The sequence below is a fragment of the Mycolicibacterium sp. MU0053 genome (genome assembly GCF_963378095.1).
GTDB lineage: Bacteria > Actinomycetota > Actinomycetes > Mycobacteriales > Mycobacteriaceae > Mycobacterium > Mycobacterium burgundiense.
In genome coordinates this window covers 1274401-1295816 of the sequence record NZ_OY726397.1, presented here as the reverse complement: position 1 = coordinate 1295816, position 21416 = coordinate 1274401, and the positions used below count along the sequence as shown (strand labels likewise).

Annotated in this window: 19 protein-coding genes; 8 read left to right on the top strand and 11 right to left on the bottom strand. The window is 68.7% G+C overall.

Annotated elements, in window-relative coordinates:
• The first annotated feature begins 43 nt into the window (after window positions 1-43).
• A complete protein-coding gene (locus RCP80_RS06130; RefSeq protein WP_308481487.1) occupies window positions 44-1117 on the top strand; it encodes a DUF1214 domain-containing protein in 1074 nt (357 codons plus the stop codon).
• Window positions 1114-2334, top strand: a complete 1221-nt coding sequence (locus RCP80_RS06125) for a sulfotransferase family protein (protein WP_308481486.1) — start codon at window positions 1114-1116, stop codon at window positions 2332-2334. The genes RCP80_RS06130 and RCP80_RS06125 overlap by 4 nt, the downstream gene beginning before the upstream one ends.
• Here the strand turns inward: RCP80_RS06125 and RCP80_RS06120 are convergent.
• The 4 genes from RCP80_RS06120 to RCP80_RS06105 all read right to left on the bottom strand — a co-directional run bounded on the left by RCP80_RS06120 (window position 2315) and on the right by RCP80_RS06105 (window position 6536).
• Window positions 2315-3052, bottom strand: coding sequence for a 3'(2'),5'-bisphosphate nucleotidase CysQ (locus tag RCP80_RS06120; protein ID WP_308481485.1), 738 nt, complete (start codon window positions 3050-3052; stop codon window positions 2315-2317). The two genes, RCP80_RS06125 and RCP80_RS06120, sit on opposite strands and share 20 nt — an antisense overlap.
• The gene (gene cysN / locus RCP80_RS06115; protein WP_308481484.1) at window positions 3045-4907 is read right to left on the bottom strand and encodes a sulfate adenylyltransferase subunit CysN; all 1863 of its coding nucleotides are present in this window, start codon (window positions 4905-4907) and stop codon (window positions 3045-3047) included. Before cysN ends, RCP80_RS06120 begins: the two co-directional genes overlap by 8 nt.
• Complete coding sequence (cysD, locus tag RCP80_RS06110) at window positions 4907-5836, bottom strand: sulfate adenylyltransferase subunit CysD (protein WP_308481483.1); 930 nt, start codon at window positions 5834-5836, stop codon at window positions 4907-4909. Before cysD ends, cysN begins: the two co-directional genes overlap by 1 nt.
• A gap of 208 nt (window positions 5837-6044) precedes the next feature.
• Window positions 6045-6536 (bottom strand): beta-class carbonic anhydrase, encoded by a 492-nt coding sequence (locus RCP80_RS06105; RefSeq protein ID WP_308481482.1) that lies wholly within the window; start codon window positions 6534-6536, stop codon window positions 6045-6047.
• A gap of 131 nt (window positions 6537-6667) precedes the next feature.
• On the opposite strand from RCP80_RS06105, the gene RCP80_RS06100 reads away from it, so the two are divergent.
• From RCP80_RS06100 to RCP80_RS06085, 4 genes are read left to right on the top strand one after another with little or no spacing between them, the layout of a single operon-like run.
• Window positions 6668-7645: an oligopeptide ABC transporter permease OppB gene (locus tag RCP80_RS06100; RefSeq protein ID WP_308481481.1), complete on the top strand. Its 978-nt coding sequence runs from the start codon at window positions 6668-6670 to the stop codon at window positions 7643-7645.
• Window positions 7642-8577 (top strand): oligopeptide ABC transporter permease OppC, encoded by a 936-nt coding sequence (locus RCP80_RS06095; protein WP_308481480.1) that lies wholly within the window; start codon window positions 7642-7644, stop codon window positions 8575-8577. The genes RCP80_RS06100 and RCP80_RS06095 overlap by 4 nt, the downstream gene beginning before the upstream one ends.
• Window positions 8574-10433, top strand: a complete 1860-nt coding sequence (locus tag RCP80_RS06090; RefSeq protein ID WP_308481479.1) for an oligopeptide ABC transporter ATP-binding protein OppD — start codon at window positions 8574-8576, stop codon at window positions 10431-10433. Before RCP80_RS06095 ends, RCP80_RS06090 begins: the two co-directional genes overlap by 4 nt.
• 43 nt (window positions 10434-10476) lie before the next feature.
• A complete protein-coding gene (locus RCP80_RS06085) occupies window positions 10477-12144 on the top strand; it encodes an oligopeptide ABC transporter substrate-binding protein OppA (RefSeq protein ID WP_308481478.1) in 1668 nt (555 codons plus the stop codon).
• A gap of 1 nt (window position 12145) precedes the next feature.
• Here RCP80_RS06085 and RCP80_RS06080 read toward each other — a convergent pair whose 3' ends face one another.
• From RCP80_RS06080 to RCP80_RS06070, 3 genes are all read right to left on the bottom strand, one after another.
• Window positions 12146-13348, bottom strand: a complete 1203-nt coding sequence (locus tag RCP80_RS06080; protein WP_308481477.1) for a Dyp-type peroxidase — start codon at window positions 13346-13348, stop codon at window positions 12146-12148.
• Window positions 13341-13853 carry a copper chaperone PCu(A)C gene (locus RCP80_RS06075; protein ID WP_308481476.1) on the bottom strand — a complete coding sequence of 171 codons (513 nt, stop codon included), beginning with the start codon at window positions 13851-13853 and terminating at the stop codon, window positions 13341-13343. The genes RCP80_RS06080 and RCP80_RS06075 overlap by 8 nt, the downstream gene beginning before the upstream one ends.
• 123 nt (window positions 13854-13976) lie before the next feature.
• Window positions 13977-14504, bottom strand: a complete 528-nt coding sequence (locus RCP80_RS06070; RefSeq protein WP_308481475.1) for a hypothetical protein — start codon at window positions 14502-14504, stop codon at window positions 13977-13979.
• Between the two features lie 112 nt (window positions 14505-14616).
• On the opposite strand from RCP80_RS06070, the gene RCP80_RS06065 reads away from it, so the two are divergent.
• The gene (locus tag RCP80_RS06065) at window positions 14617-15846 is read left to right on the top strand and encodes an acyl-CoA dehydrogenase family protein (protein ID WP_308481474.1); all 1230 of its coding nucleotides are present in this window, start codon (window positions 14617-14619) and stop codon (window positions 15844-15846) included.
• 64 nt (window positions 15847-15910) lie between these two features.
• Here the strand turns inward: RCP80_RS06065 and RCP80_RS06060 are convergent, their stop codons facing one another.
• Together RCP80_RS06060 and RCP80_RS06055 are read right to left on the bottom strand one after the other, a co-directional pair.
• Window positions 15911-18532 carry an AAA family ATPase gene (locus RCP80_RS06060; protein WP_308481473.1) on the bottom strand — a complete coding sequence of 874 codons (2622 nt, stop codon included), beginning with the start codon at window positions 18530-18532 and terminating at the stop codon, window positions 15911-15913.
• Window positions 18529-19701, bottom strand: coding sequence for a metallophosphoesterase family protein (locus tag RCP80_RS06055; protein WP_308481472.1), 1173 nt, complete (start codon window positions 19699-19701; stop codon window positions 18529-18531). The genes RCP80_RS06060 and RCP80_RS06055 overlap by 4 nt, the downstream gene beginning before the upstream one ends.
• A gap of 99 nt (window positions 19702-19800) precedes the next feature.
• Between RCP80_RS06055 and RCP80_RS06050 the strand changes: the two genes are divergently transcribed.
• Window positions 19801-20328: a SixA phosphatase family protein gene (locus RCP80_RS06050; protein ID WP_308481471.1), complete on the top strand. Its 528-nt coding sequence runs from the start codon at window positions 19801-19803 to the stop codon at window positions 20326-20328.
• On the opposite strand, the gene RCP80_RS06045 is transcribed toward RCP80_RS06050, so the two are convergent.
• Both RCP80_RS06045 and RCP80_RS06040 read right to left on the bottom strand, forming a co-directional pair.
• Complete coding sequence (locus RCP80_RS06045) at window positions 20325-20897, bottom strand: DUF3558 domain-containing protein (RefSeq protein ID WP_308481470.1); 573 nt, start codon at window positions 20895-20897, stop codon at window positions 20325-20327. The two genes, RCP80_RS06050 and RCP80_RS06045, sit on opposite strands and share 4 nt — an antisense overlap.
• The gene (locus tag RCP80_RS06040) at window positions 20894-21403 is read right to left on the bottom strand and encodes a DUF3558 domain-containing protein (protein ID WP_308482724.1); all 510 of its coding nucleotides are present in this window, start codon (window positions 21401-21403) and stop codon (window positions 20894-20896) included. The genes RCP80_RS06045 and RCP80_RS06040 overlap by 4 nt, the downstream gene beginning before the upstream one ends.
• Between the last annotated feature and the right edge of the window lie 13 nt (window positions 21404-21416).

The following is a 21416-nucleotide window of genomic DNA, read 5'->3' as shown; positions in this document are numbered from 1 at the left end:
AGTTCCCATCCGGACGCCGACCGCGCGGCTAGCATGCCGGGCAATGACTGATGACGGCTGGACCGCCCTGGTCGACGGCATGCGCGCGGCCGGCGAATCCCTCGATGCGGCCACCGCCGCACTCGATGCGGCCGAACGCGCCGACGGTCGGCGAGCACTGCTGCGCGCGGTCAACAACCTGTTGGGCCGCCTCGAAGTCGACCGGGACCGGCCCGAGCTGATGCCGTTCAACGGGTGGCGTGAGAAATTCTTCATGGACAACCCGGATTACCGATACTGGATCACCGACATCCGCGACGACCGCTCTTATCGGATCACCGGCAACATCGGCCAGTCGGTGTACCAATCCATCACGGTCTACAGCGGTAAAGGCGTCGGCGATGCAGCCGCAGTGGCCCGCATCGACAGCGACGACCTGGGCGTCGACGCCGATGGTGATTTCGGGGTGACGCTGGCTACCAACGACTTCGGGGCCGCTCCGGGCTTGACACTGCCGTCCGGCTCGACATCGCTGTGGGTGCGTTATGCCCACCACGGCGCCGACCCCGAACGCCCCGGTTGGTGCCGCATCGAAACGCTGGACCCGCCGCCGGCCCCAGCCGCGGTGCGGACCCGGACGTTGGACGCCGGCCTGTCCCGGATCGGTGCCGTCATCGCGAATGTGCCGCAGGTTTTCGAGCTGTCGGTGGCCGCCGACGCGAAAGAACCCAACACCGTGCGACGTTGGTCGGCGATGGCCGGCGGGGCGGCCTTCACCGAACCCGGAATCGACTATCTGCGGGGCGCCTGGCAGCTCGATGAGGGTGAGGCGTTGCTGATCGAGGGCGTCCCGCCGCCGTGTCGGCACTGGAACATCGTGCTGTACAGCCGATTTCTGAACTCGCTGGACTACCGGCACCGCACCGTGTCGCGCACCGGCGCCTCGAGTACGTTGACCGACGGCAGGTACCGATTCGTGCTCGCCGCCCGGGATCCGGGTGTGCGCGGCTACGACTGGTTGGACACCGAAGGCCGCCGGTTCGGGTTGTTCGTGCTGCGGTTCCTGCAACCCGGCGCCGCGCCGGACCTTCCGCAGGCGCAACGCATCCGACTCGGTGACCTCGAGGTGTTGCGATGACCTGGCGGCTGCCCGAACGCAGCCCGACGGCCCGGCAGATCTACGCCGAAGCGGAGCGCGATCGGCTCGAGAACCCGCACCGCTACCGATTCGACGCGGATCGGGTCGGGGAGCGCGCGACCCGAGGCGGCAAGCACTCCCCCGCGCTTTTCGCCGACGGTTGGGCATCCGCACTGGAGGAGTTCCTGGGTTCGGCCCACCAGGACGGCCGGCTGAACGCCGTCGGAATCAGAATGGCCTTGGACTCCGCCGCCGGCAGGTTGACCGCCGGCGCCCGAATTGCGCAGTGCTACAACGACGACCCCGCGCTCCACGACGTCGAAATGGCGCCGCCGATCGTGATCATCGGCGGGTGGCGGACCGGGACGACGTTCCTGTTCCGGCTGCTGAACACCGACCCCCGTTTGCATGCGCCGTTGCCGGCCGAACTCGTCGCACCGTGGCGCTTTGTCGGCCCGGAACGCCCGGCCACCGCAGCGGCGGCCGGCCCGGCCAGCGAGTTGCTGCATACGCTGAACCCCGCCATGGCCGTGGTGCACCCCTCGGGACCCACCCTCCCCGAGGAATGCGTGCTGGGGATGGGCACCGACCTGCGCAACTGGGGTTTCACCTCGATGATGCGGCTGCCGTCGTACGCCGATTGGCTTGCCGCGCAGGACTTCACCGGCACCTACGCGCGCTACCGAGAGGTGCTGCAACTGCTGACCGCCGGCGATCCCCGGCGGCTCGTGTTGAAGGCCCCGGCCCACACCGCCGAACTCGACCATCTCATCGACACCTTCCCGGGGCTGGTGGTGGTGCAGATTCATCGCGATATCGTCGCGACCCTGACCTCGGGGGCCAGTCTGTTCGCGGTCTACCGCGCCACCTACAGCGATGACGTCGACCCCTTCGAGGTCGGTCGCCAGCAGGTCGCCCAGAGCGAACTGTGGTTCCGTCGGGCGGTCGAGGTGCGACGGCAGACCGCGGCCACCTTCGTCGACATCGACTACCGCGAATTGACCGCCGCGCCCGCCACCGTCGTGGCCGACATCTATGGCGCCGCCGGCCTGGCCCCGCCGGAGGACCTGCCGGCATTCGTGGACTCCTACCAGCGCAGTCACCCCCGCGACGCCGCGGGGCAACACCGCTACACGTCCGAACAGTTCGGGATCGTGGCCGACGAGGTCCGGGAGCGCTTCGCCTTCCTCGACGAACTCAGTTCGTCGCGGCCGTGACCGCCAGGACCGCTTCGGCGTGCTCGGGCCGGCAGACGATCAGATCGGGCAGTTTCGCGTCGGACTGGTTGTAGCGCAACGGCGAACCGTCGATGCGTGAGGTGTACAGGCCTGCCGCTCGCGCCACCGCGACCGGCGCCGCCGAGTCCCATTCGTACTGCCCACCGGCGTGGACGTAGACATCGGAGACGCCCTGCACCACCGAGGCCACCTTGGCACCGGCCGAACCCATTTCGACCAGCACACCGCCCAACGCGTCGCGCACTGCCAGCGCTACCGCCGGCGGCCGGGTGCGCGACACGACGATGCGGGGCTGGCTCGGCGCGGGCGGGACCTTCGGCACCGTCGGTGTCGACAACGTGATCCCTTGAGCCGGTAGCGCCACCGCACCGGCGACGAGTTCACCGGCTTCCCACAGCGCTACGTGCACGGCCCAGTCCTCGCGCCCCAACTCGGAGAACTCCCGGGTGCCGTCGAGCGGGTCCACGATCCACAACCGCTGTGCGGTCAGCCGCTCGGGGTTGTCGACGCCCTCCTCGGACAGCACCACGTCGTTTGGCCGGGTCGCCGCCAACTCCGCCATCAGGAAGTCGTGAGAGCGCTTGTCGCCGGCGGCCTTTCGTTCCTCGGCGGTGGCATCCTCGAGTTCGGTCCGCACCGCGAGCAACAGTTCACCGGCGCGGGTCGCCAGGTCGGCGGCCAGTTGATGATCAGCCACGACCGGCCTCCAGGAGGTCGATGACCTGCTGTGCCAGTTCGTCGGGACTACGGTCGGGCGTCAGCCGCAGGTCCGGATTCTTGGGCCGCTGATAGGGGCTGTCGATGCCGGTGAAATGGGTGATCTCCCCTGCCCGCGCCTTGGCGTAGAGCCCCTTCGGGTCGCGCTGCTCGCAGTCCGCGAGCGGGGTGTCCACGAAGATCTCGTAGAAGTCGGTCGCCTGATCGGTGTGCACCTTGCGGGCCAACTCGCGATGCTCCTCCAACGGGCTGATGGCGGGCACCAGCACCGTCAGACCGGCGTCGGCCATCAGCGTGGCGATGTGCGCAAGACGCCGCAGGTTCTCGGCGCGGTCGTCCATCGAGAAGCCGAGGTCGGCATTGAGGCCGTGACGCAGATTGTCGCCGTCGAGAACGTAGGCGGGGCAGCCCTTTTCGACCAGTTGCTGCTCAACCAACACCGCGACCGAAGACTTGCCGGAGCCGGACAGTCCGGTGAACCACAGGGTGCGGCCCTTGCTCAGCCGTTCCCCCGGGGTGACCAGCGACTGGTGGCGCACGGTGTTCGGGGTGGCGCCGCGGGTGGCCGCGGGTGCGGTGTCGCGCACCATTCCCGCTGCCACGGTCACATTGGTGTCCGGGTCGATCAGGATGAACGACCCGGTGCTGGCGTTGCGGGCGTACTCGTCGAGCAGCAGCGGCACCTGTGAGCGCAGCGTGATGCGGCCGAGTTCGTTGAGCTTCAACGCCGTTGCCGCCTTGTCGCGGTGCAGGGTGTTGACGTCGAGACGGTAGTCGAGCGCGCCCACCCGGACCCGCGTGGTGCGGGTGGTGTGCTTGATGAGGTAGTCGCGGCCGGGTTCCAAGGTGGCCTCGTCGGCCATCCAGCACACCATGGCGTCGAATTCCTTGGTGGCCACCGGCTGATTGTTCGGGCGGGCGATCATATCGCCGCGACTGATGTCGATGTCGTCGGTCAGACTCACCGACACCGCCATCGGCGGAAACGCCTCCGCGACCGGACCGGTGGGTCCGTGAATCGTGGTGATGGTGCTGGTCTTTCCGCTCGGCAGCACCACCACCTCGTCGCCCGGGCGCATCACGCCGCCGGCAACGGTGCCGGCGTAGCTGCGGTGATCGGCATGCTCGTGGGTTTGCGGCCGGATCACGTACTGCACCGGGAAGCGCACGTCGACCAGGTTGCGGTCACCGGCGATGTAGACGTCCTCGAGGTGGCTCAGCAACGCGGGACCGTCGTACCACGGCGTCTTGTCCGACTTCGTCACCACGTTGTCGCCCTGCAGCGCCGAGAGCGGAATGGTGGTCACATCGTGGAAATCCAGCCGGGTGGCGAAGGCGTGGAACTCGTCGCGGATCTGCTCGAAACGTTCTTTGTCCCAGTCGATCAGGTCCATCTTGTTGACCGCCAGCACAATGTGCTGCACCCCGAGGAGCGAGGCCAGGAACGCGTGGCGTCGCGACTGCTCCAGGAGGCCGTGGCGGGCATCGACGAGCACGATCGCCAGTTGGGCGGTCGAGGTGCCGGTGACCATGTTCCGGGTGTACTGCAGATGCCCCGGGGTGTCGGCGATGATGAATTTCCGCTTGGCGGTGGCGAAGTAGCGGTAGGCGACATCGATCGTGATGCCCTGTTCGCGCTCGGCGCGCAGCCCGTCGGTGACCAGCGCCAGGTCGGTGTAGTCGTGGCCACGCTCGTGGGACGTGCGTTCGACCGCGGCGAGCTGGTCTTCCATGACCGCCTTGGAGTCGAACAGCAACCGCCCGATGAGGGTGGACTTGCCGTCGTCCACCGAGCCGGCCGTCGCGATGCGCAACAGTGTCGTCGACGAACCCATCAGAAGTAGCCCTCCCGCTTGCGGTCTTCCATGCCGGCCTCGGAGATCCGGTCATCGGCGCGGGTGGCGCCCCGCTCGGTCAACCGCGACAACGCGGTCTCGGCGATCACCTGCTCGACCGTTTCGGCGGTGGATTCCACGCAGCCCGTGCACGTGACGTCGCCGACGGTGCGGAACCGCACCGAGGTTTCGAACACCTGCTCGCCGTCGCGGGGTTGCATGAACTTGTGCACCGCCAGCAGCATCCCGTCGCGCTGGAACACCGGGCGGGTGTGGGCGAAGTAGATCGACGGCAGCGTGATCTGCTCGGCGCCGATGTAGGCCCAGATGTCGTACTCGGTCCAATTGGAGAGCGGGAAGACCCGGATGTGCTCCCCCTTGCGGTGCCGGCCGTTGTACAGGTTCCACAACTCGGGGCGCTGCGCCTTCGGGTCCCACTGGCCGAACTCGTCGCGGAAGCTGAACACACGCTCCTTGGCGCGGGCCTTCTCCTCGTCGCGCCGCGCGCCGCCGAACGCCGCGTCGAACTTGTTGTCGCGGATGCCGCGCAGCAGGGTCACCGTCTGCAACGGGTTGCGCGAGGGGCCGTTGTCGATCACGCGGCCGGCCTCGATGTCCTCTTCCACGCTGGCCACGACAAGGCGCACCCCGTGCTCGGCGACCATTGCGTCGCGGGTCGCGATCACCTCGTCGAAGTTGTGTCCGGTGTCGACATGCATCACCGGAAACGGCAGCCGACCGGGCGCGAACGCCTTGATGGCCAGGTGCAGCATGACGATGGAGTCCTTACCGCCGGAGAACAGCAGCACGGGCCGCTCGAACTCGGCCGCGACCTCCCGGATGATGTGCATCGCTTCGGCCTCGAGGGAGCGCAGGTGGCTCAACTCGTATTGCCCGGCGACCGGCTGGCTCGCCACTTCAGTGCTCATAGATTCCTCGTAAAGTTGGGCTATTTGACCAAGTTTATGTTTATTGTCAGGTATATAACCAGCCGGGAGCCGGTCCGTCAAGCGTTGCGATCAGGTGATTTGGCGCGTACCGAGGTGGAACGCCGCCCGCAGCGCGCCGAGCTCGACGAAATGCCGGGAGTTACTCGCACAAAGTGGCCCAACGGTGAGTTGGGCGGGGCGGGGCGAGCTACAGGGTGACCTCGGTGAGCTTGCCCGTCGCGACGTCGAAGACGAATCCCCGCAACGACTCGTGCAGCGTCACGAACGGGCTGGCCTCGATGCGGCGCAGCGACTGGCGCACATCCTCTGCGACGTCGGGGAAGGATTCGGGCGCCCATTCCGGCTTGAGGCCGGTCTCGTCCTGGATCTCCTTCTTGAAGGCATCGTCGGTGAAGGTGAGCATGCCGCAGTCGGTGTGGTGGATCAGGATGATCTCCCTGGTCCCCAGCAGTCGCTGGCTGATGGCCAACGACCGGATCTCGTCATCGGTGACCACACCGCCGGCGTTGCGGATGACGTGCGCCTCGCCGTCACCGAGTCCCAGCAGCGCGTACACGTTGAGGCGGGCATCCATGCACGCCAGCACCGCGACATGCTTGCTCGGCGGCAGCGGCAGCGGACCGCTGAAGGTTTCGGCGTACTTCGCGTTGTTGGCCAGATATTGATCAGTCACGCTCATGTTCGGGGACGCTAACAGCTCGCGGGCCGGCATTCAGCTTCTTCGATCAGGGTGAACACAACCCCTGGCTTGGCCAGCACCGCGGCCGCGATCTCCTACGCTGTGCGCATGCAGCAGAGGCGGAGCAGCGGGTGACGCGGTTCCTGACGCGCCGCATGCTCAATTACGTCGTCCTGCTGGCGCTGGCCTCATTCCTCACGTTCTGCCTGACCTCGATCGCGTTTTCGCCACTGGACAGCCTCGAGCAGCGCAATCCCCGGCCACCGCAGGCCGTCATCGACGCCAAGGCCGCCGAACTGGACCTGGACAAGCCGGTCCCGATTCGGTACGTGCACTGGGTCTCCGGTGCGGTGCAGGGCGATTTCGGCACCACCATCACCGGCCAGCCGGTCTCCGAGGAGCTGGGGCGCCGGATCGGGGTGAGCCTGCGACTGCTGGTGATCGGCTCGGTGTTCGGAACCGTGGTCGGGGTGGTGATCGGCGCGTGGAGCGCGGTCCGGCAATACCGGCTGTCCGACCGGGTGATCACCGTGGCCTCGCTGCTGGTGCTCTCGACGCCGACGTTCGTGATCGCCAACCTGATGATCCTCGGCGCGCTACAGGTCAATACGGTCCTGGGCGTACGGCTGTTCGAATACACCGGCGAGACTTCCCCGGACGCGCTCGGCGGCACCTGGCAAATGTTCGTCGACCGGCTCCAGCATCTGGTGCTGCCGAGCTTCACGCTGGCGTTGATGGCCATGGCCGGCTACAGCCGCTATCAACGCAACGCGATGCTCGACGTGTTGGGCCAGGACTTCATCCGCACGGCGCGGGCCAAGGGCCTCACCCAACGGCAGGCGCTGTTCCGGCACGGCCTGCGCACCGCACTGATCCCGATGGCCACGCTGTTCGCCTACGGGGTCAGCGGCCTGGTGACCGGTGCGGTGTTCGTCGAGAAGATCTTCGGCTGGCACGGCATGGGCGAATGGGTGGTCCAGGGCATCGCGACCCAGGACACCAACATCATCGCCGCGATCACGGTGTTCTCCGGTGCGGTGATCCTGTTGGCCGGACTGCTGTCCGACGTCATCTACGCCGCGCTCGATCCCCGAGTGCGGGTCCGATGAGCGAACCCGTGACCACCCCCGCCGCGGCCCCCGAACCGAGCGCCGCGTTCACCTCGCGCCGCTCGATGGTGCTGCGCCGCTTCCTGCGCAATCGGCCGGCGGTGGTGTCACTGGCGCTGCTGATCGTGATGTTCGTCGGCTGCTACGCGTTGCCGCCGCTGCTGCCGTGGTCCTACACCGACCTGGACTACACCGCCTTGCAACAGCCGCCCAGCCCGCAGCACTGGTTCGGCACCAACGCGCTGGGCCAGGACCTGTTCGCGATGACGCTGCGCGGCATGCAGAAGTCCATGCTGATCGGGCTGTGCGTCGCGTTCATCTCGACGGTGATCGCGGCCACCGTCGGCGCCATCGCCGGCTTCTTCGGCGGATGGCGCGATCGCACGCTGATGTGGCTCGTCGACCTGCTGCTGGTGGTGCCCAGCTTCATCCTCATCGCCATCGCGACCCCGCGCGTCAAGCAGAGCGGCAGCATTGTCATGTTGATCGTGCTGCTGTCGCTGTTCAGCTGGATGATCAGCGCCCGCATGGTGCGCGGAATGACCATGAGCCTGCGGGAACTCGAATTCGTGCAGGCCGCAAGATATATGGGGGTGTCCAACACCCGCATCATCTCCCGGCACATTCTGCCGAATGTGGCCTCCATCCTGATCATCGACACCACCCTCAACGTCGGACTGGCGATCCTCGCCGAAACCGGGCTCAGCTACCTGGGATTCGGCGTGCAACCGCCCGACGTCTCGCTGGGCACCCTGATCGCGTCCGGCACGCCGTCGGTCACCACCTTCCCATGGGTGTTCCTGTTCCCCGCCGGGATCTTGGTGCTGATCGTGCTCTGCGCCAACATGATCGGCGACGGCATCCGGGACGCCGTCGATCCCGGCTCGGGCAACCTGCGGCGCAACCGCCGCGCGTCCAGGAGCAGTCGATGAGCGCGCTACTGGAGGTGACGGACCTCTCGGTCACCTACCCCACCGACGCCGACCCAGTGACCGCCGTGCGCGGGGTGAACCTGCGGGTGGACCCCGGTGAGGTGGTGGCCGTCGTCGGCGAATCGGGTTCGGGCAAGTCGGCCACGGCGATGGCGATCATCGGCCTGCTGCCCGAATACGCCCAGGTCTCGGGGTCGGTCCGGTTGGGCGGCACCGAGTTGCTCGGCATGCCCGATCGCGGCATGTCGCAGGTGCGCGGCAAGGCCATCGGCACGGTGTTCCAGGACCCGATGTCCGCGCTGACGCCGGTGTACTCCGTCGGCGACCAGATCGCCGAGGCCATCACCGCGCACAGCCCCCAACGCAACCGGACCACCAGGCAACAGGCCCGGCGCCGGGCCGTCGAACTGCTCGAACTCGTCGGCATCAATCAGCCCGAACGTCGCGCCAAGGCGTTCCCGCATGAACTGTCCGGCGGCGAACGGCAGCGCGTCGTCATCGCGATCGCCATTGCCAACGACCCCGACCTGCTGATCTGCGACGAACCCACGACGGCGCTGGATGTCACCGTGCAGGCCCAGATCCTCGATGTGCTGCGCACCGCGCGCGACGCCACCGGCGCGGGCGTGCTGATCATCACGCACGATCTGGGGGTGGTGGCGGAGTTCGCCGACCGCGCGATGGTGATGTACGCCGGGCGCGCCGTCGAGACCGCCCCGGTCGAGCTGCTTTACCGCGACCGCCGAATGCCTTACACCGCAGGTCTGTTGGGCTCGGTGCCGCGCCTCGATGCCGTTCAGGGCACCCGGCTGGTGCCGATTCCGGGCACCCCGCCGTCGTTGTCCGACCTACCGCCCGGGTGCCCGTTCACACCGCGCTGTCCCCTGGCGATCGAGGAATGCAGCGCGGCCGAACCCGAGCTGATCGTCGTGGGCGACCGCTCGGCTGAGCACCGCGCCGCATGCATTCGCACCGAACACGTCGCGGGCCGCAGCGCCGCCGAGATCTTTCGCGTGGCAACCGCTCCCCCGGCCGCCCCGGCCCCCGACACCGATCTGCCCGCAGTGATCCGGGTGGACAACCTGGTCAAGACGTACCGACTGACCAAGGGGGTGGTGCTGCGGCGCACCGTCGGCGAGGTCCGCGCCGTCGACGGCATCAGCTTCGATCTGCCCGCCGGCCAGACCCTGGGAATCGTCGGCGAATCCGGGTCCGGCAAGTCGACGACGCTGCACGAAGTGCTGGAACTGACCGCCCCGCAGGCGGGTTCGATCGAGGTCCTCGGCACCGACGTGGCCACGTTGGACCGTGCCGGGCGTCGGCGGCTGCGCCGCGACCTGCAGGTGGTGTTCCAGGATCCGGTGGCCTCGCTCGACCCCCGCCTGCCAGTTTCGGAAGTGTTGTCGGAGCCCCTGCAGGCCAACGGTTTCGACGAGCGCGCGAGCCAGGACCGGGTCGCGGAGCTGCTCACGCTGGTGGGTCTGAGCCGGACCGACGCCGCCCGCTACCCGGCGGAATTCTCCGGCGGCCAGAAACAGCGCATCGGTATCGCGCGGGCGTTGGCCCTGCAGCCGAAGATCCTCGCGCTGGACGAACCGGTGTCGGCGCTGGACGTGTCGATCCAGGCCGGCATCCTCAATCTGCTGCTGGACCTGCAGCAGCGCTTCGGGCTGTCCTACCTGTTCGTCTCCCACGATCTTTCGGTGGTCAAGCACCTGGCCCACCACGTCGCGGTGATGTACAAGGGCAAGATCGTCGAGCAGGGCCCGGCCGCGGACGTGTTCGGCCGGCCCCGGCACGACTACACCCAAAAGCTGCTGGCCGCGGTTCCCCAGCCGGATCCCCAACACGGCTAGCGGGCGACCGGGTGCAACGCAAAGCCGGTTAGCATCGGTGCTCATGATGCTGCGACGCTGTGCCGCGCTGGCAATGACGGGTGCACTGATCCTCGCCGGGTGCTCGGGCGCCAACCAGGACGTTCCCTCGGCCGGCGGGGACGCGGAACTCGGCACCGCCGCCGACATGAACCCGCAGGATCCGTCGACGCTGCGCCAGGGCGGAAACCTGCGCCTGACGCTGAACGAGTTCCCGCCGAACTTCAACACGCTGCACATCGACGGCAACGTCGCCGACGCCGCGGCCATGATGCGCGCCGCCCTGCCGCGCGCCTTCCGCATTGCCCCGGACGGCACCACCACCGTCAACACCGACTACTTCACCGACGTCGAACTCACCTCGACCGACCCGCAGGTGGTCACCTACACCATCAACCCGGATGCGGTGTGGACCGACGGCACCCCCATCACCTGGCAGGACCTCGCCGCCCAGATCCACGCAACGAGCGGCAAGGATCCCGCCTTCGCGTTCGCCAGCCCCAACGGTAGCGAGCGGGTGGCCTCGGTGACCCGCGGCACCGACGACAGGCAGGCCGTCATCACCTTCGCCAAGCCCTATGCGGACTGGCAGGGCATGTTCGCGGGCAACGGGATGTTGCTGCCGGCGAGCATGACGCGCGACCCCGAGGTGTTCAACAAGGGCCAGCTGAACGGCCCCGGCCCGACGGCGGGACCGTTCCAGGTCTCCAAGGTGGACCGGACCGCGCAGCGAATCACCTTGACCCGCAACCCGGACTGGTGGGGCGAGACGCCGGTGCTCGACTCGATCACCTATCTGGTGCTCGACGACGCGGCCCGGATGCCGGCGCTGCAGAACAACACCATCGACGCGGCCGGGGTGGCGTCACTGGATGAACTGACGATTGCCCGCAACACGGCCGGCATCGAGATCCGGCGGGCGCCGGGCAACAGCTGGTACCACTTCACGTTCAACGGCGCACCGGGTTCGATCCTGGCCGACCCGAAACTGCGGGTGGCCATCTCCAAGGGCATCGATCGGCAGACCATCGCCAACGTGACGATGCGCGGCCTGGCCGACAACCCCGCGCCGCTGAACAACCACATCTTCGTCGCCGGGCAGAAGGGCTACCAGGACAACAGCGCCGTGGTGGCCTACGACCCCGAGCAGGCCGCCCGCGAACTCGACGAGCTCGGTTGGAAGCTCAACGGCCAGTTCCGCGAGAAGGACGGCAGGCAACTCGTCATCCGCGATGTGCTCTACGACGCGGCCAGCACCAAGCAGTTCGCCCAGATCGCGCAGAACAATCTGGCGCAGATCGGCGTCAAGCTGGAGATCGAGGCCAAGGGCGGCGGCGGATTCTTCACCGATTGGATCACCGTCGGCAACTTCGACATCGCGCAGTTCTCCTGGGTCGGCGACGCGTTCCCGTTCGGGGGCCTGACCCAGATCTACAAGTCCGACGGCGAGAGCAACTTCGGCAAGATCGGCTCGCCGGAGATCGACGCCAAGATCGAGGAGACGCTCACCGAACTCGATCCGGACAAGGCGCGCGGGCTGGCCAACGAACTCGACGAGCTGATCTTCGCCGAGGGCTTCAGCCTGCCGATGACCCAGTCCGCCGGCAACGTCGCAGTCCGCAGCAATCTGGCCAACTTCGGGGCGGCCGGACTCGGCGACGTGGATTACACCAAGATCGGCTTCATGCAGTAACTCAGCCGCGGTGCCCGACCGCGTCGAGCAATTGCTGGCCCAGGTACTCGCCGTCCTGCACCCCGGGCAGCATCGCGTAGCTGGCCGAACCGACCGGGGTGACCCACTCGTTGAGCGCGTCTGCATCGGAGATCCGTTGCTGCACCGGCACGAACTGCGTGGCCGGATTCCGTTGGAAGGCCAGGAACAGCAGGCCCGAATCGCTGACCTGGCCGGCCTCCGGCGGGTCGTCGTAGTTGTAGGGCCGCCGCAGGAACTGCTCCTCCTCCGTGTGGTGCCGGGCCCGCGCGATGTGTGAGTTCGGCGCTATCACCGGGATCCCGCCGACGTGCGCTTCGAAATCCGGCTCATCGGTCTCGTGCTGTCCGGTCAGCGGCGCGCCCGAGTCGAGCGTGCGCCCGACCACCAATTCCTTGGTGTCCCGGCCGAGTTGATCCCAGGTGTCCAGCTCCGCCCGGATGCGTCGGACCACCATGATGGTGCCGCCGGCGAACCAGCCCTGGTCGCCCCCGTCGTCCCAGACGAACCGGTCGAACTGGTTCGCGGTCAGGTTGACGGTGCCGTCGACCTGACCCATGAGGTTGCGCATCGATCCGCCGGGATTTTCGGGATGCATCGGCTGGCGGAAACCGCGCTGAATCCACCGGACGCTCGCCATGGACCGGACGTTCTTCAACAGCACGCGGGCGGCGTGGCTGAGCGCCAGCGGGCTGTCGCCGCACAACTGCACCAGCAGCTGCCCACCGCTCCAGCGGGGTTCGAGCCGGTCCACGGCGAACGCCGGAAGTTCCCGCAGGGTGGCCGGTTTGGCGTGCGTCAACCGCAACGCGTCGAACAGGGTCGGGCCGTAGCCGACGGTGACGGTCAGCCGGGCCGGTTCGGTGGCCAGCTCCGGTTCGGTGTCGGCGACCGCCGGCAGGCCCTGCGTCAGCCGCGCGGCGTCGGCGGTCCACAGCTTCATCACCGAACGCAAGGTCGCGACGTCGCGCCGGTCGGGACGCAGATCCACCGCGATCAGCGTGGCGTAGCGCTGCGGCACCGTGGCGATACCGGCCTGATGGGGTCCGTAGAACGGCTCGACCGCCGAAGCCGCGGTGGCCGCCGCACCCGACACCAGCCGCGGGCCTGCCACCGCGGCGGTGCCCGCCGCGCCCGCGGCCAACACACTGGCTCCCAGCAGTCGGCGCCGGCTGAGCTTAGCCATGGGATTCGTGCGAGCCGTGCTCGGCGTGCGCGTCCGGTGCGTAGTTCTCGTCGGCGCCCGCGAAGTCCCGCACCTGTGCGGTGATCGGCAGACGAGACCCGTCCTCGAACGTCGCGACGATCTCCACATCGGTGCCGGGCGTCAGCGGTTCACCCAGATCGATCAGCATCAGGTGATCGCCGCCGGGCTGCAACTCGATCTCGCCGCGGGCGGGAATCACCACGCCGTCGTCCTTGGTCCGCATGACGTTGTCGACCACCTCGTGGATCTCGACGTCTGCACTGGCCGGCGAGGTGGCCGAGAGCAGTCGGGCAGCACCGCTGCCGGTGTTGACCAACCGGGCAAACGCCGCCGTCATGTCCGCGTCGGCGGCCTTGACCCACGCGTCGTGGACGGTGACGGCCTCGGCCTGAGACCCGCTGTCCGCCGAGCTACACCCGGTCAGCAGCAGCGCGGCGGCCAGGGCAGAAGCGGACAACGATCGGAACAGAACACGGGAATTCATAAGGGCTCACTTTCGAAAGGAGGCGTCACAGGGTGACGTGTTGGAACCGCGGCCGCGCTCGGCGACGGCGGTGAAAGCAGCACGATCGGCCTCACCCGATCGTGCTCACCCCCAGGTGAGCGATCAGGCGGCCGCCACAGCCGGTGGGCCGCGGTTACCGGTGCCGCCGGCAAGAACGTGCGCGGTGAGCGCGAACCGGTAGGCGGGGCTGACCCGCCCGCCCGGGCCGACAACCAGCCACCCGGGCCACACCGTGGCGCGCAGCACCGAACCGAGGACCCGGCACAGGTGTTCGGAGAGCAGGATCAGCACCGCGCACACCAGCGCGGCCAGGACGTGCGCGGCCAGCATCGGCAGCGCGGCGGCCGGGGCGTGGGCGTGCGTGCCGCCGACGCTCAGCGCGACGTGCCCGAGCAGCTGACCGAGACCGAGGAAGCCCAGCAGGTGGAGGTGTCGGGCCCAGCCGGTCGCGGTGTTCTTCGTCGCGGACACCGCACCCACCGTGGCGGACGCGGCCAGCACCAGCATCAACCCGGCCCCGGTCGGCGGGTGGCCGCCGGCCGCGGAATGGGCAGCGATGGCCACCGTCGCCGAACACGCGGCCACGGATACCCCATGCAGACGAGTAGCCGTCAACCCAGCGGACCTCACCCGAACCAGGGTACCCGGCCTACTACGGGTAATAGTAGAAAGGCCGGTGGGGTTGGATTCGCGGTGATCTCAAGCAGTGTCTCGCGGCGGTGATGTCGGTAGAACTCCTGATATGACTCATGCACCCATCCGGCAGACCCTGCTGCCGGGTTCCGAAGAATTCACCGCCCTGCTCGCCGACATCGCGGCGGGCTCCAAAGACCGTGATCTCAACGACGAGAACCCCTTCGATCAGGTGGCCGCGCTCAAACGGGCCGGCTTCGGCACGCTTCGGCTGCCCGCGGAGTTCGGTGGTCCCGGTTACACCGTGCGCCAACTGTTTTCGACGCTGATCGAGGTAGCGCAGGCCGATCCCATTGTCGCCCACATCTTCCGGACGCACTTCTGGTTCGTCGAGGAGCGGCTGCGCGCGCTGCGGGCCGACCCCGGCGACGAGGTGTCCCAGCGGTGGTTGCAGCAGGTCGCCGCCGGCAAGCTGTTTGCGAATGCGTTCAGCGAGAAGGGCAGCCTGGCGGTGGGCAGCCTGGTGTTCAACACCCGGCTGCTGCCCGATGGAACCGGCGGCTTCCGGCTCAACGGCGAGAAGTACTACAGCACCGGCACGCTGTTCTCCGACTACCTGACGGTCACCACCACCACCGATCACGACTCGGTGGCCTCGGTGATCGTGCCGTCGGATCGCACGGGCGTCGCGCTCATCGACGACTGGGACGGCTTTGGGCAGCGCCGCACGGGCACCGGCACCACGGTGTTCGACAACGTCGCCGTGGCCGCCGAGGAGGTCCTCGTCGACACCCCCTATGACGCCGAACCGGAGCCGACGGTGCAGTACGCCGCGCTGCAGCTCTACATCCACGCCGTGGTGGCCGGGGTGCTCGCGGCGGTGGTCGACGACGGTGCGGCCCTGCTGCGCTCGCGCACCCGCAGCTTCAGTCACGCGCTCACCGCGGCCCCGGTCGACGATCCGCTCTACCAGAAGCTGCTGGGCGAGCTGGCCAGCACCGCCTACATTGCCCGGGCCGCGGTGCTCGACGCCGCCGACGCGATCGGCGCCGCCACCGATGCGGAGGACGAGCGTGGAGTGCCCGATGCCCGGCTGGCCGCCGAGGCGCAGTTGAAGGTCGCCAAGGTCAAGGTGCACCTCGACGCCATCGCCCCCGAGGCCGCCTCCCGGCTGTTGGAACTCGGTGGGGCCAGCGCGTCGAGCCGGCAGCGCAACCTCGACCGGCACTGGCGCAACATCCGCACCATCACGCTGCACAACCCCGTCGTCTACAAGGCCCGGGTGATCGGCGAGAACCTGCTGCACGGCACCCCGATCCCCGCCAACGCCTACTTCTGAGGGGTGATTTCGGTGCGTTTGGGGGCGCTTGAGTGCCCCTGAACGCACCGAAATCGCAAGGGGCCTAGGCGCTCAGCTGCACCCGGTGGGCGCCGCTGACGCTGTTGTAGCGCTCCGGCGAGCAGGTCAGCACGATGACCTGGCCGTCGGCGCCGACCTGGTCGAAGACCGCTCCCATTCGGGCCAGCCGTTCCGGATCGGAGAAGCCGAGCGCGTCGTCGATGACCACGGGCACGGTATCCTCGTTGGCGACCAGCGCGGCCACCGCGAGCCGGGCCACGATCCCGAGTTGTTCCTTGGCGCCGCCGGACAACGACTCGAAGGGCACCGTGCGTCCGTCGAGTGTCCGGTTCCGGATGCACAGGTCGCTGTCGACCTCCACCTCGAAGGTCTCCCCGAAGACGGTGCGGCCCAACCGTTCCACCTCGGTGCGGAACGGCTGCACATAACGTAGCCGGATGTTGTCGCGGTGTCGGACCATCACGGTGCGCAGCAGTTCGACCGCGCGGGCGCGGCGCTGCACCCGGGCGTACGCCGCGACCGCATGCTCCCGCGTGATCTGGGCCGCGTCGAGCTGCCCGGTCCGGCCCTCGGTGCCGAACACCGAGAGCTCCACCTCGATATCGCGCAGCGCGCGGGCGGTGTCGTCGTGTTGCTGGTTGACGGTGTCGGCGGCCGTCCGCGCCGCGGCCAGCTCCGCGGTCACCGCGTCCGGGCCCGCCTCGGCCAGCCGCGCCGACAACTCGGCGACCCGCGCTCGCGCGGCCTCGGCGGCGGCCGTCGCGGTGGCGACCTGCGCCACTGCATCCTCATCGGGCTGCGCGGCTTGCAGCGCGGCCAGCCGTGCGGTGCTCGTGGCCAGTTCGGTCTGCGCGGCGACCGCGCGATCCCGCGATACCGTGGCCGAGGTGGTCCGCTCGGCCAACTGTTTGAGGGCCGCGGCGGCCACCCGGCGTTGGGTCTGCGCGTGCGTGGTGGCTTCCTGTAGGGCCTGTTCGGCGGCGGACCGTTCGGCGTGGGCCGCCTCGGCGTCGATGCCGAGATCGGCACCGGGCCGCAGGGCCTCGAGGCGCGCCCGCAAATCGGCGATGTCGTCGTCGCCGGTGATCCCGGACAGGGTCGCGTCGAGATGGCCGCGCTGCCCGGTCAGTTCGATGCGCCGCTGTTGTACCCGGCGGGCCTCGTCGAGGTCGGCGACGCCGGCGCCAGCCAGCAACTTCGCCAGATGGTGCTGCGCGGCTGCGAGTTTCGCGTGGGTGTCCACCGCAGTCGCGGCCGGTTTGACGTCGATGCGCAGCAGACCCGGCAGTGACACCGCGGCCTGCTCGGCGGCGCTCAGCGACCAGGTCTGGCCAGCCGTCAGCGTCACCCGGTCCTCGCCCACCGTCAGCTCGACGTCGGCTGCGGCCGTGAATTCGATGGCGGTCGCGGTCAGCTCGGCCTGTGCCTGCGCGAGGTCGGCGGCCGCGGCCGCGGCCTCGATCTCACGAAACATCTTGTCGGTCAAGACGATCGGTGCCAGTGCCGCGTCGACCTCGGCCCGTTCGGCCAGCGCGGCATCGACGCGACTCACCAGCGCGGTCAGCCGCTCGGCCTCGGCACGCTCAGCGAGCTGGGCTACCACCTTGCTGGCGGCGCGCACCCGCTCGTCGACCGCGTGCAGCTCTTTTTCGGCGGCGGCGGCCGCGGCCTCCGCTTCCACCACCACCTCGCGGCCGGTGTCCTCGGACTCCTGCGCTTCGACGGCGGCCACCTGTGCCGCGTCGAGCGCCTCCTGCCGGGACTGCACCTCGGACCGGACGCGCCGGCGCTCCTCGAGCGCGGCCGCGGCCGCGGTGGCCGTGGCCGTCTTGGCGGCGGCCTCCGACTCCGCGGTGCGCACCTCGGCCGTCAGTGCGGTCAGCTCCTCGGCGGCCGCGGCGGCGGTGTCCAGTCTGGCGGCCGCCGCCGAGCGCTGCCCGACCAACGCCTCGAGCTGCTCGGACATGGTGGCGTGGGCCCGCACCCGCTCGTCGACCTCGGCCACCTCGGCGGCCCGCGCGGCCACCTCCGCCTCGGCGGTCTTCATCGCCGCGATGGCCGCGGCCCATTCGCCGGTGGGACGTCCGGTCGCGGTGAAGTAGCGGGCGTATTCGGCATCGATCTTCTCGATCAGCACCGGTTCGGCGCCGGACAGACCGGCGGACAGTCCGTCGGCGGCGTCGCCGGCGGCGACATCGAGCGCGCGAGACAGCGCATCGCACGCCGACAGGTCCACCGCAGATGTCGACGCGGCCTGCAATACCCGCTGCGCCTGCCACAGGCCGGCATCGACGGTCTCGTCGAGCATGCCGCGGACCCGCTGGTGCGCCTCGTCACCGGTGAGCTGCTCGCGCGCGGGTGCCAGGATGCTCAGCTCGGTTTCGCACTTCTTGTGGAATCGCTTGCGGTACACGAACCGGTACGGTCCGGTGCTGATCTCGGCGGTGACCTCCGCCCCCACGTCGGCGTGAGTCGGCTTGACCTGCTTGACGTCTTTTTTGTTGGAGCGGTCCTTGGATTCCAGCAGCAGGTCCAGTGCCTCGATCATCGAGGACTTGCCGATCTCGTTCGCGCCGCACACCACGGTGACGCCGCGCTCGGCGAATTCGATCTCGCGGTGGGTGATGCCGCGATAGTTGGTCAGGGTGAGCCGATGCAGTCTCATGCCGCACCACTTTTCGGCTCTGACAGCTTCCCGGACAGTCGCAGTAGCAGGGCCAACGCACCTTGGGCATCCTCGGCGCCGTCCGGATCGTCACCGCGCGCGGCGGCCATCAACTCCTGGACCGCGGTGGCGGCGAATCCGCCGATACCGATCTCGGAGAATTCGGCGTCGGCCGGGACCACGGCGATGTCGCAGTGCCGGTCCCACAACCCGACCCAGCCGAACAGCCGGGTGTACTTGTCCAGGCAGGCATCGAGGCGCGCGCGGTCGGTCACGGTGAGCGTGCCGGTCAGCACCAGCCGCACCACCGTGCGCTCCTTGTCGGGCAGCAGATCGAGATTGAGGTCGAGATCGGCGATGTCCCGGCTGTTGTCGAGTTGGAAGGCGGGCAGGGTGACGAACCGCCACCGCCCCACGCGGTGCGCGTCGACCGTCACCGGACGTGCCGGATCCGACTCGTCGATGTCGACGAGCAGGACGTGCCCGGGGTCGGGCTCGATGTCGTCGTAGTTGGTGACCTCCGGCGACCCCGAGTACCAGACCCGGCCGGAGTCTCCGACGCACGTGCGGGAGTGCTTGTCGCCCAACGCCACATAGTGGATGGCGCCGCGGTCGAGGGCCTCCTGCACCGCGGCGATCCGGATCAGCGACGGCCGGGTGGGGTCGGGGTCCAGCACATCGACGCCGCCGTGGGCGACCACGATGCGGGTGGTGCCGTCGGCCGGCAGGTCGGCCAGCACCTCGGCGACCAGATCGGTGGTGGGCCGCTTGGAGCGCCACGGGGCCGCGACGATCTCCAACCCGGGCCGCACCTGATGGGTGCCGGCGCGGTCCAGCACGACGACATTGTCGGGGCACTCGTCGGTGAACAACGTGCTGGTGTACACCGACGAGGCATCGAGCGGGTCGTGGTTGCCGGGCAGCAGGTACACCGGGATCCCGATCGCGCGCATCGCCTCCAACGACTGGCTGATCACCCGCGGGTCGAGGTGGTTGTCCTCGAACACGTCCCCGGCGACGACGACGAACTCGGCGCCGCAGTCCTGGGCCAACGTCCGCAGTCCGGCCACCGCTTCCCGCCGGGCGGCCGAATATCGGGGCTGCGCCTCGCCTTCCAGAAAGTGCCGGGTCATCCCCAGCTGCCAGTCGGCGGTGTGCACGAATCGCACTGCGTCCCCTACCTTCTTCACCTACCGCGGGCCGTGTCTCGAACCCGGTCGTGGCGAGTGTATGACCGCGCTCCGACAAGTTGGCCTAACGTGGCCGGTGTGAGCGAGAAGAGACGAACCCTGGTGCTGATGCGGCACGCCAAGTCGGCCTATCCGGACGAGGTGGCCGATCACGACCGTCCGCTGGCTCCGCGCGGTGAACGCGAGGCCGGGTTGGCCGGGGACTGGCTGCGCGCCGGGCCCCCGGTGGACCCGCCGGTGCAGGCGGTGCTGTGTTCCTCGGCGACCCGGACCCGCCAGACCCTGCAGCGAACGGGCATCGAGGCCCCCGTGCACATCACCGACCGCCTCTACGGTGCCAGTCCGGGCGCCGTCATCGCCGAGATCAACGCCGCCGAGACGACCTTCGGGTTCGACATGGACACGTTGCTGGTGATCGGCCACGAACCGACAACATCCGCGTTGGCGCTCGCACTGTCCGGCGCCCCGGGAACCAATGCGACTGCTGCCGAGCATATTTCGGTCAAATATCCGACCTCGGCGCTGGCGGTGCTGCATGTCAACGGGTCCTGGGCCGAGGTGGAACTCGGCAGCGCCGCGCTGACGGCGTTTCACATCCCGCGTTAGGAACTGGTCGCCAGCGTCAGTTCCATCAGCTTGATGGCCTGACCGCACGCGTCGACCCCGGGGGCCTGCGGGTTGACCCACCAGCCGACCACGCCGGCGGCGTCGCTGGCGACTCCGCAGCCACCGTTGGCGTCGCCCATCCGCATCACGATCGAGGCGACGCCGGCGACCCGGCGGTCCTCGATCTGGTAGTTGAGTTCCTCGGCGACCCGTCGCTCGTTGTCCAGGCTGCCCAACTCGAACCAGAAGCGCGTGATGTCCACGAGGCCGGTCTGACTGTTGGCCTGCCAGCGACACACCGCTCCGACGAAGGTGCTCTGGATCGCGGTGGGATCGGCGCCCACGGTCTCGGCCAGCACGTCGGTGGTCAACACGTCGCATTCCTTGAGCAGGTTCGGATAGGTCTCCGCCGACTCGTTGTTGCGGGGGCCGGCGCCGGCCTTGACCGCGGTGCCGTCGACCGTCGAGGCGCATCCGCTCAGGATGGCCAGCGCGGATACTGCGGCCACGCCGGCCAGCACCCGATTCCGCGCACTGCGCGGCGGCGTTTGTCGCACCGAGTCACTCATTTCTTCGCGTTCACGATCGATTGACGGGTGAGTTCCGTGGCGACCTCACACGGATCCGGGAAGGGTTGGGCGGCGTAGCTCACCGATACCTCGATGAAGTCGTCGTCGAACTGGATACCGATTTCGCAGAGGGTGTCGGTCCCGGTCAGCAGGTCGGAGCCCACCGCGATGAAGCCGTCGTAGCCCTCGATGTTGATGTCCTCGACGCTGTCGCGGGACAGTTCCTCGGTCTTGCGTTCCCGGCCGATCGGACTGCCCCGGAACGAGGTGAAGGAGAAGTGCGGCCCGGAGATGCTGCCGCCGGCCAACCACTGGCAACCGACCGAGTTGGTGGCGGTGTTGACCAGACCTGGGACCTGGGTGAGCTGGCTGACGGTCTCGTCGCTCAGCCCGCCGCACTGCGGAAACACCGGGCCGTGCTGGGCCTCGGCCGACGCCGGCGGCGCGTCGCCACTGGCCTGCGGGTCACTGGCGTCCTCACCTGAGCATCCAGCCAGCAGTGCCATACCCGTCGCCAAG

Excerpts from the sequence above, each read along its gene's own strand:
- RCP80_RS06080 (WP_308481477.1), bottom strand. The coding sequence starts at position 13,348 with ATGGCTAAGCTCAGCCGGCGCCGACTGCTGGGAGCCAGTGTGTTGGCC.
- cysN (WP_308481484.1), bottom strand. The coding sequence starts at position 4,907 with ATGGGTTCGTCGACGACACTGTTGCGCATCGCGACGGCCGGCTCGGTG.
- RCP80_RS06075 (WP_308481476.1), bottom strand. The coding sequence starts at position 13,853 with ATGAATTCCCGTGTTCTGTTCCGATCGTTGTCCGCTTCTGCCCTGGCC.
- RCP80_RS06085 (WP_308481478.1), top strand. The coding sequence starts at position 10,477 with ATGATGCTGCGACGCTGTGCCGCGCTGGCAATGACGGGTGCACTGATC.
- RCP80_RS06125 (WP_308481486.1), top strand. The coding sequence starts at position 1,114 with ATGACCTGGCGGCTGCCCGAACGCAGCCCGACGGCCCGGCAGATCTAC.
- RCP80_RS06105 (WP_308481482.1), bottom strand. The coding sequence starts at position 6,536 with ATGAGCGTGACTGATCAATATCTGGCCAACAACGCGAAGTACGCCGAA.
- RCP80_RS06040 (WP_308482724.1), bottom strand. The coding sequence starts at position 21,403 with ATGGCACTGCTGGCTGGATGCTCAGGTGAGGACGCCAGTGACCCGCAG.
- RCP80_RS06060 (WP_308481473.1), bottom strand. The coding sequence starts at position 18,532 with ATGAGACTGCATCGGCTCACCCTGACCAACTATCGCGGCATCACCCAC.
- RCP80_RS06130 (WP_308481487.1), top strand. The coding sequence starts at position 44 with ATGACTGATGACGGCTGGACCGCCCTGGTCGACGGCATGCGCGCGGCC.
- cysD (WP_308481483.1), bottom strand. The coding sequence starts at position 5,836 with ATGAGCACTGAAGTGGCGAGCCAGCCGGTCGCCGGGCAATACGAGTTG.
- RCP80_RS06090 (WP_308481479.1), top strand. The coding sequence starts at position 8,574 with ATGAGCGCGCTACTGGAGGTGACGGACCTCTCGGTCACCTACCCCACC.
- RCP80_RS06065 (WP_308481474.1), top strand. The coding sequence starts at position 14,617 with ATGACTCATGCACCCATCCGGCAGACCCTGCTGCCGGGTTCCGAAGAA.
- RCP80_RS06095 (WP_308481480.1), top strand. The coding sequence starts at position 7,642 with ATGAGCGAACCCGTGACCACCCCCGCCGCGGCCCCCGAACCGAGCGCC.
- RCP80_RS06045 (WP_308481470.1), bottom strand. The coding sequence starts at position 20,897 with ATGAGTGACTCGGTGCGACAAACGCCGCCGCGCAGTGCGCGGAATCGG.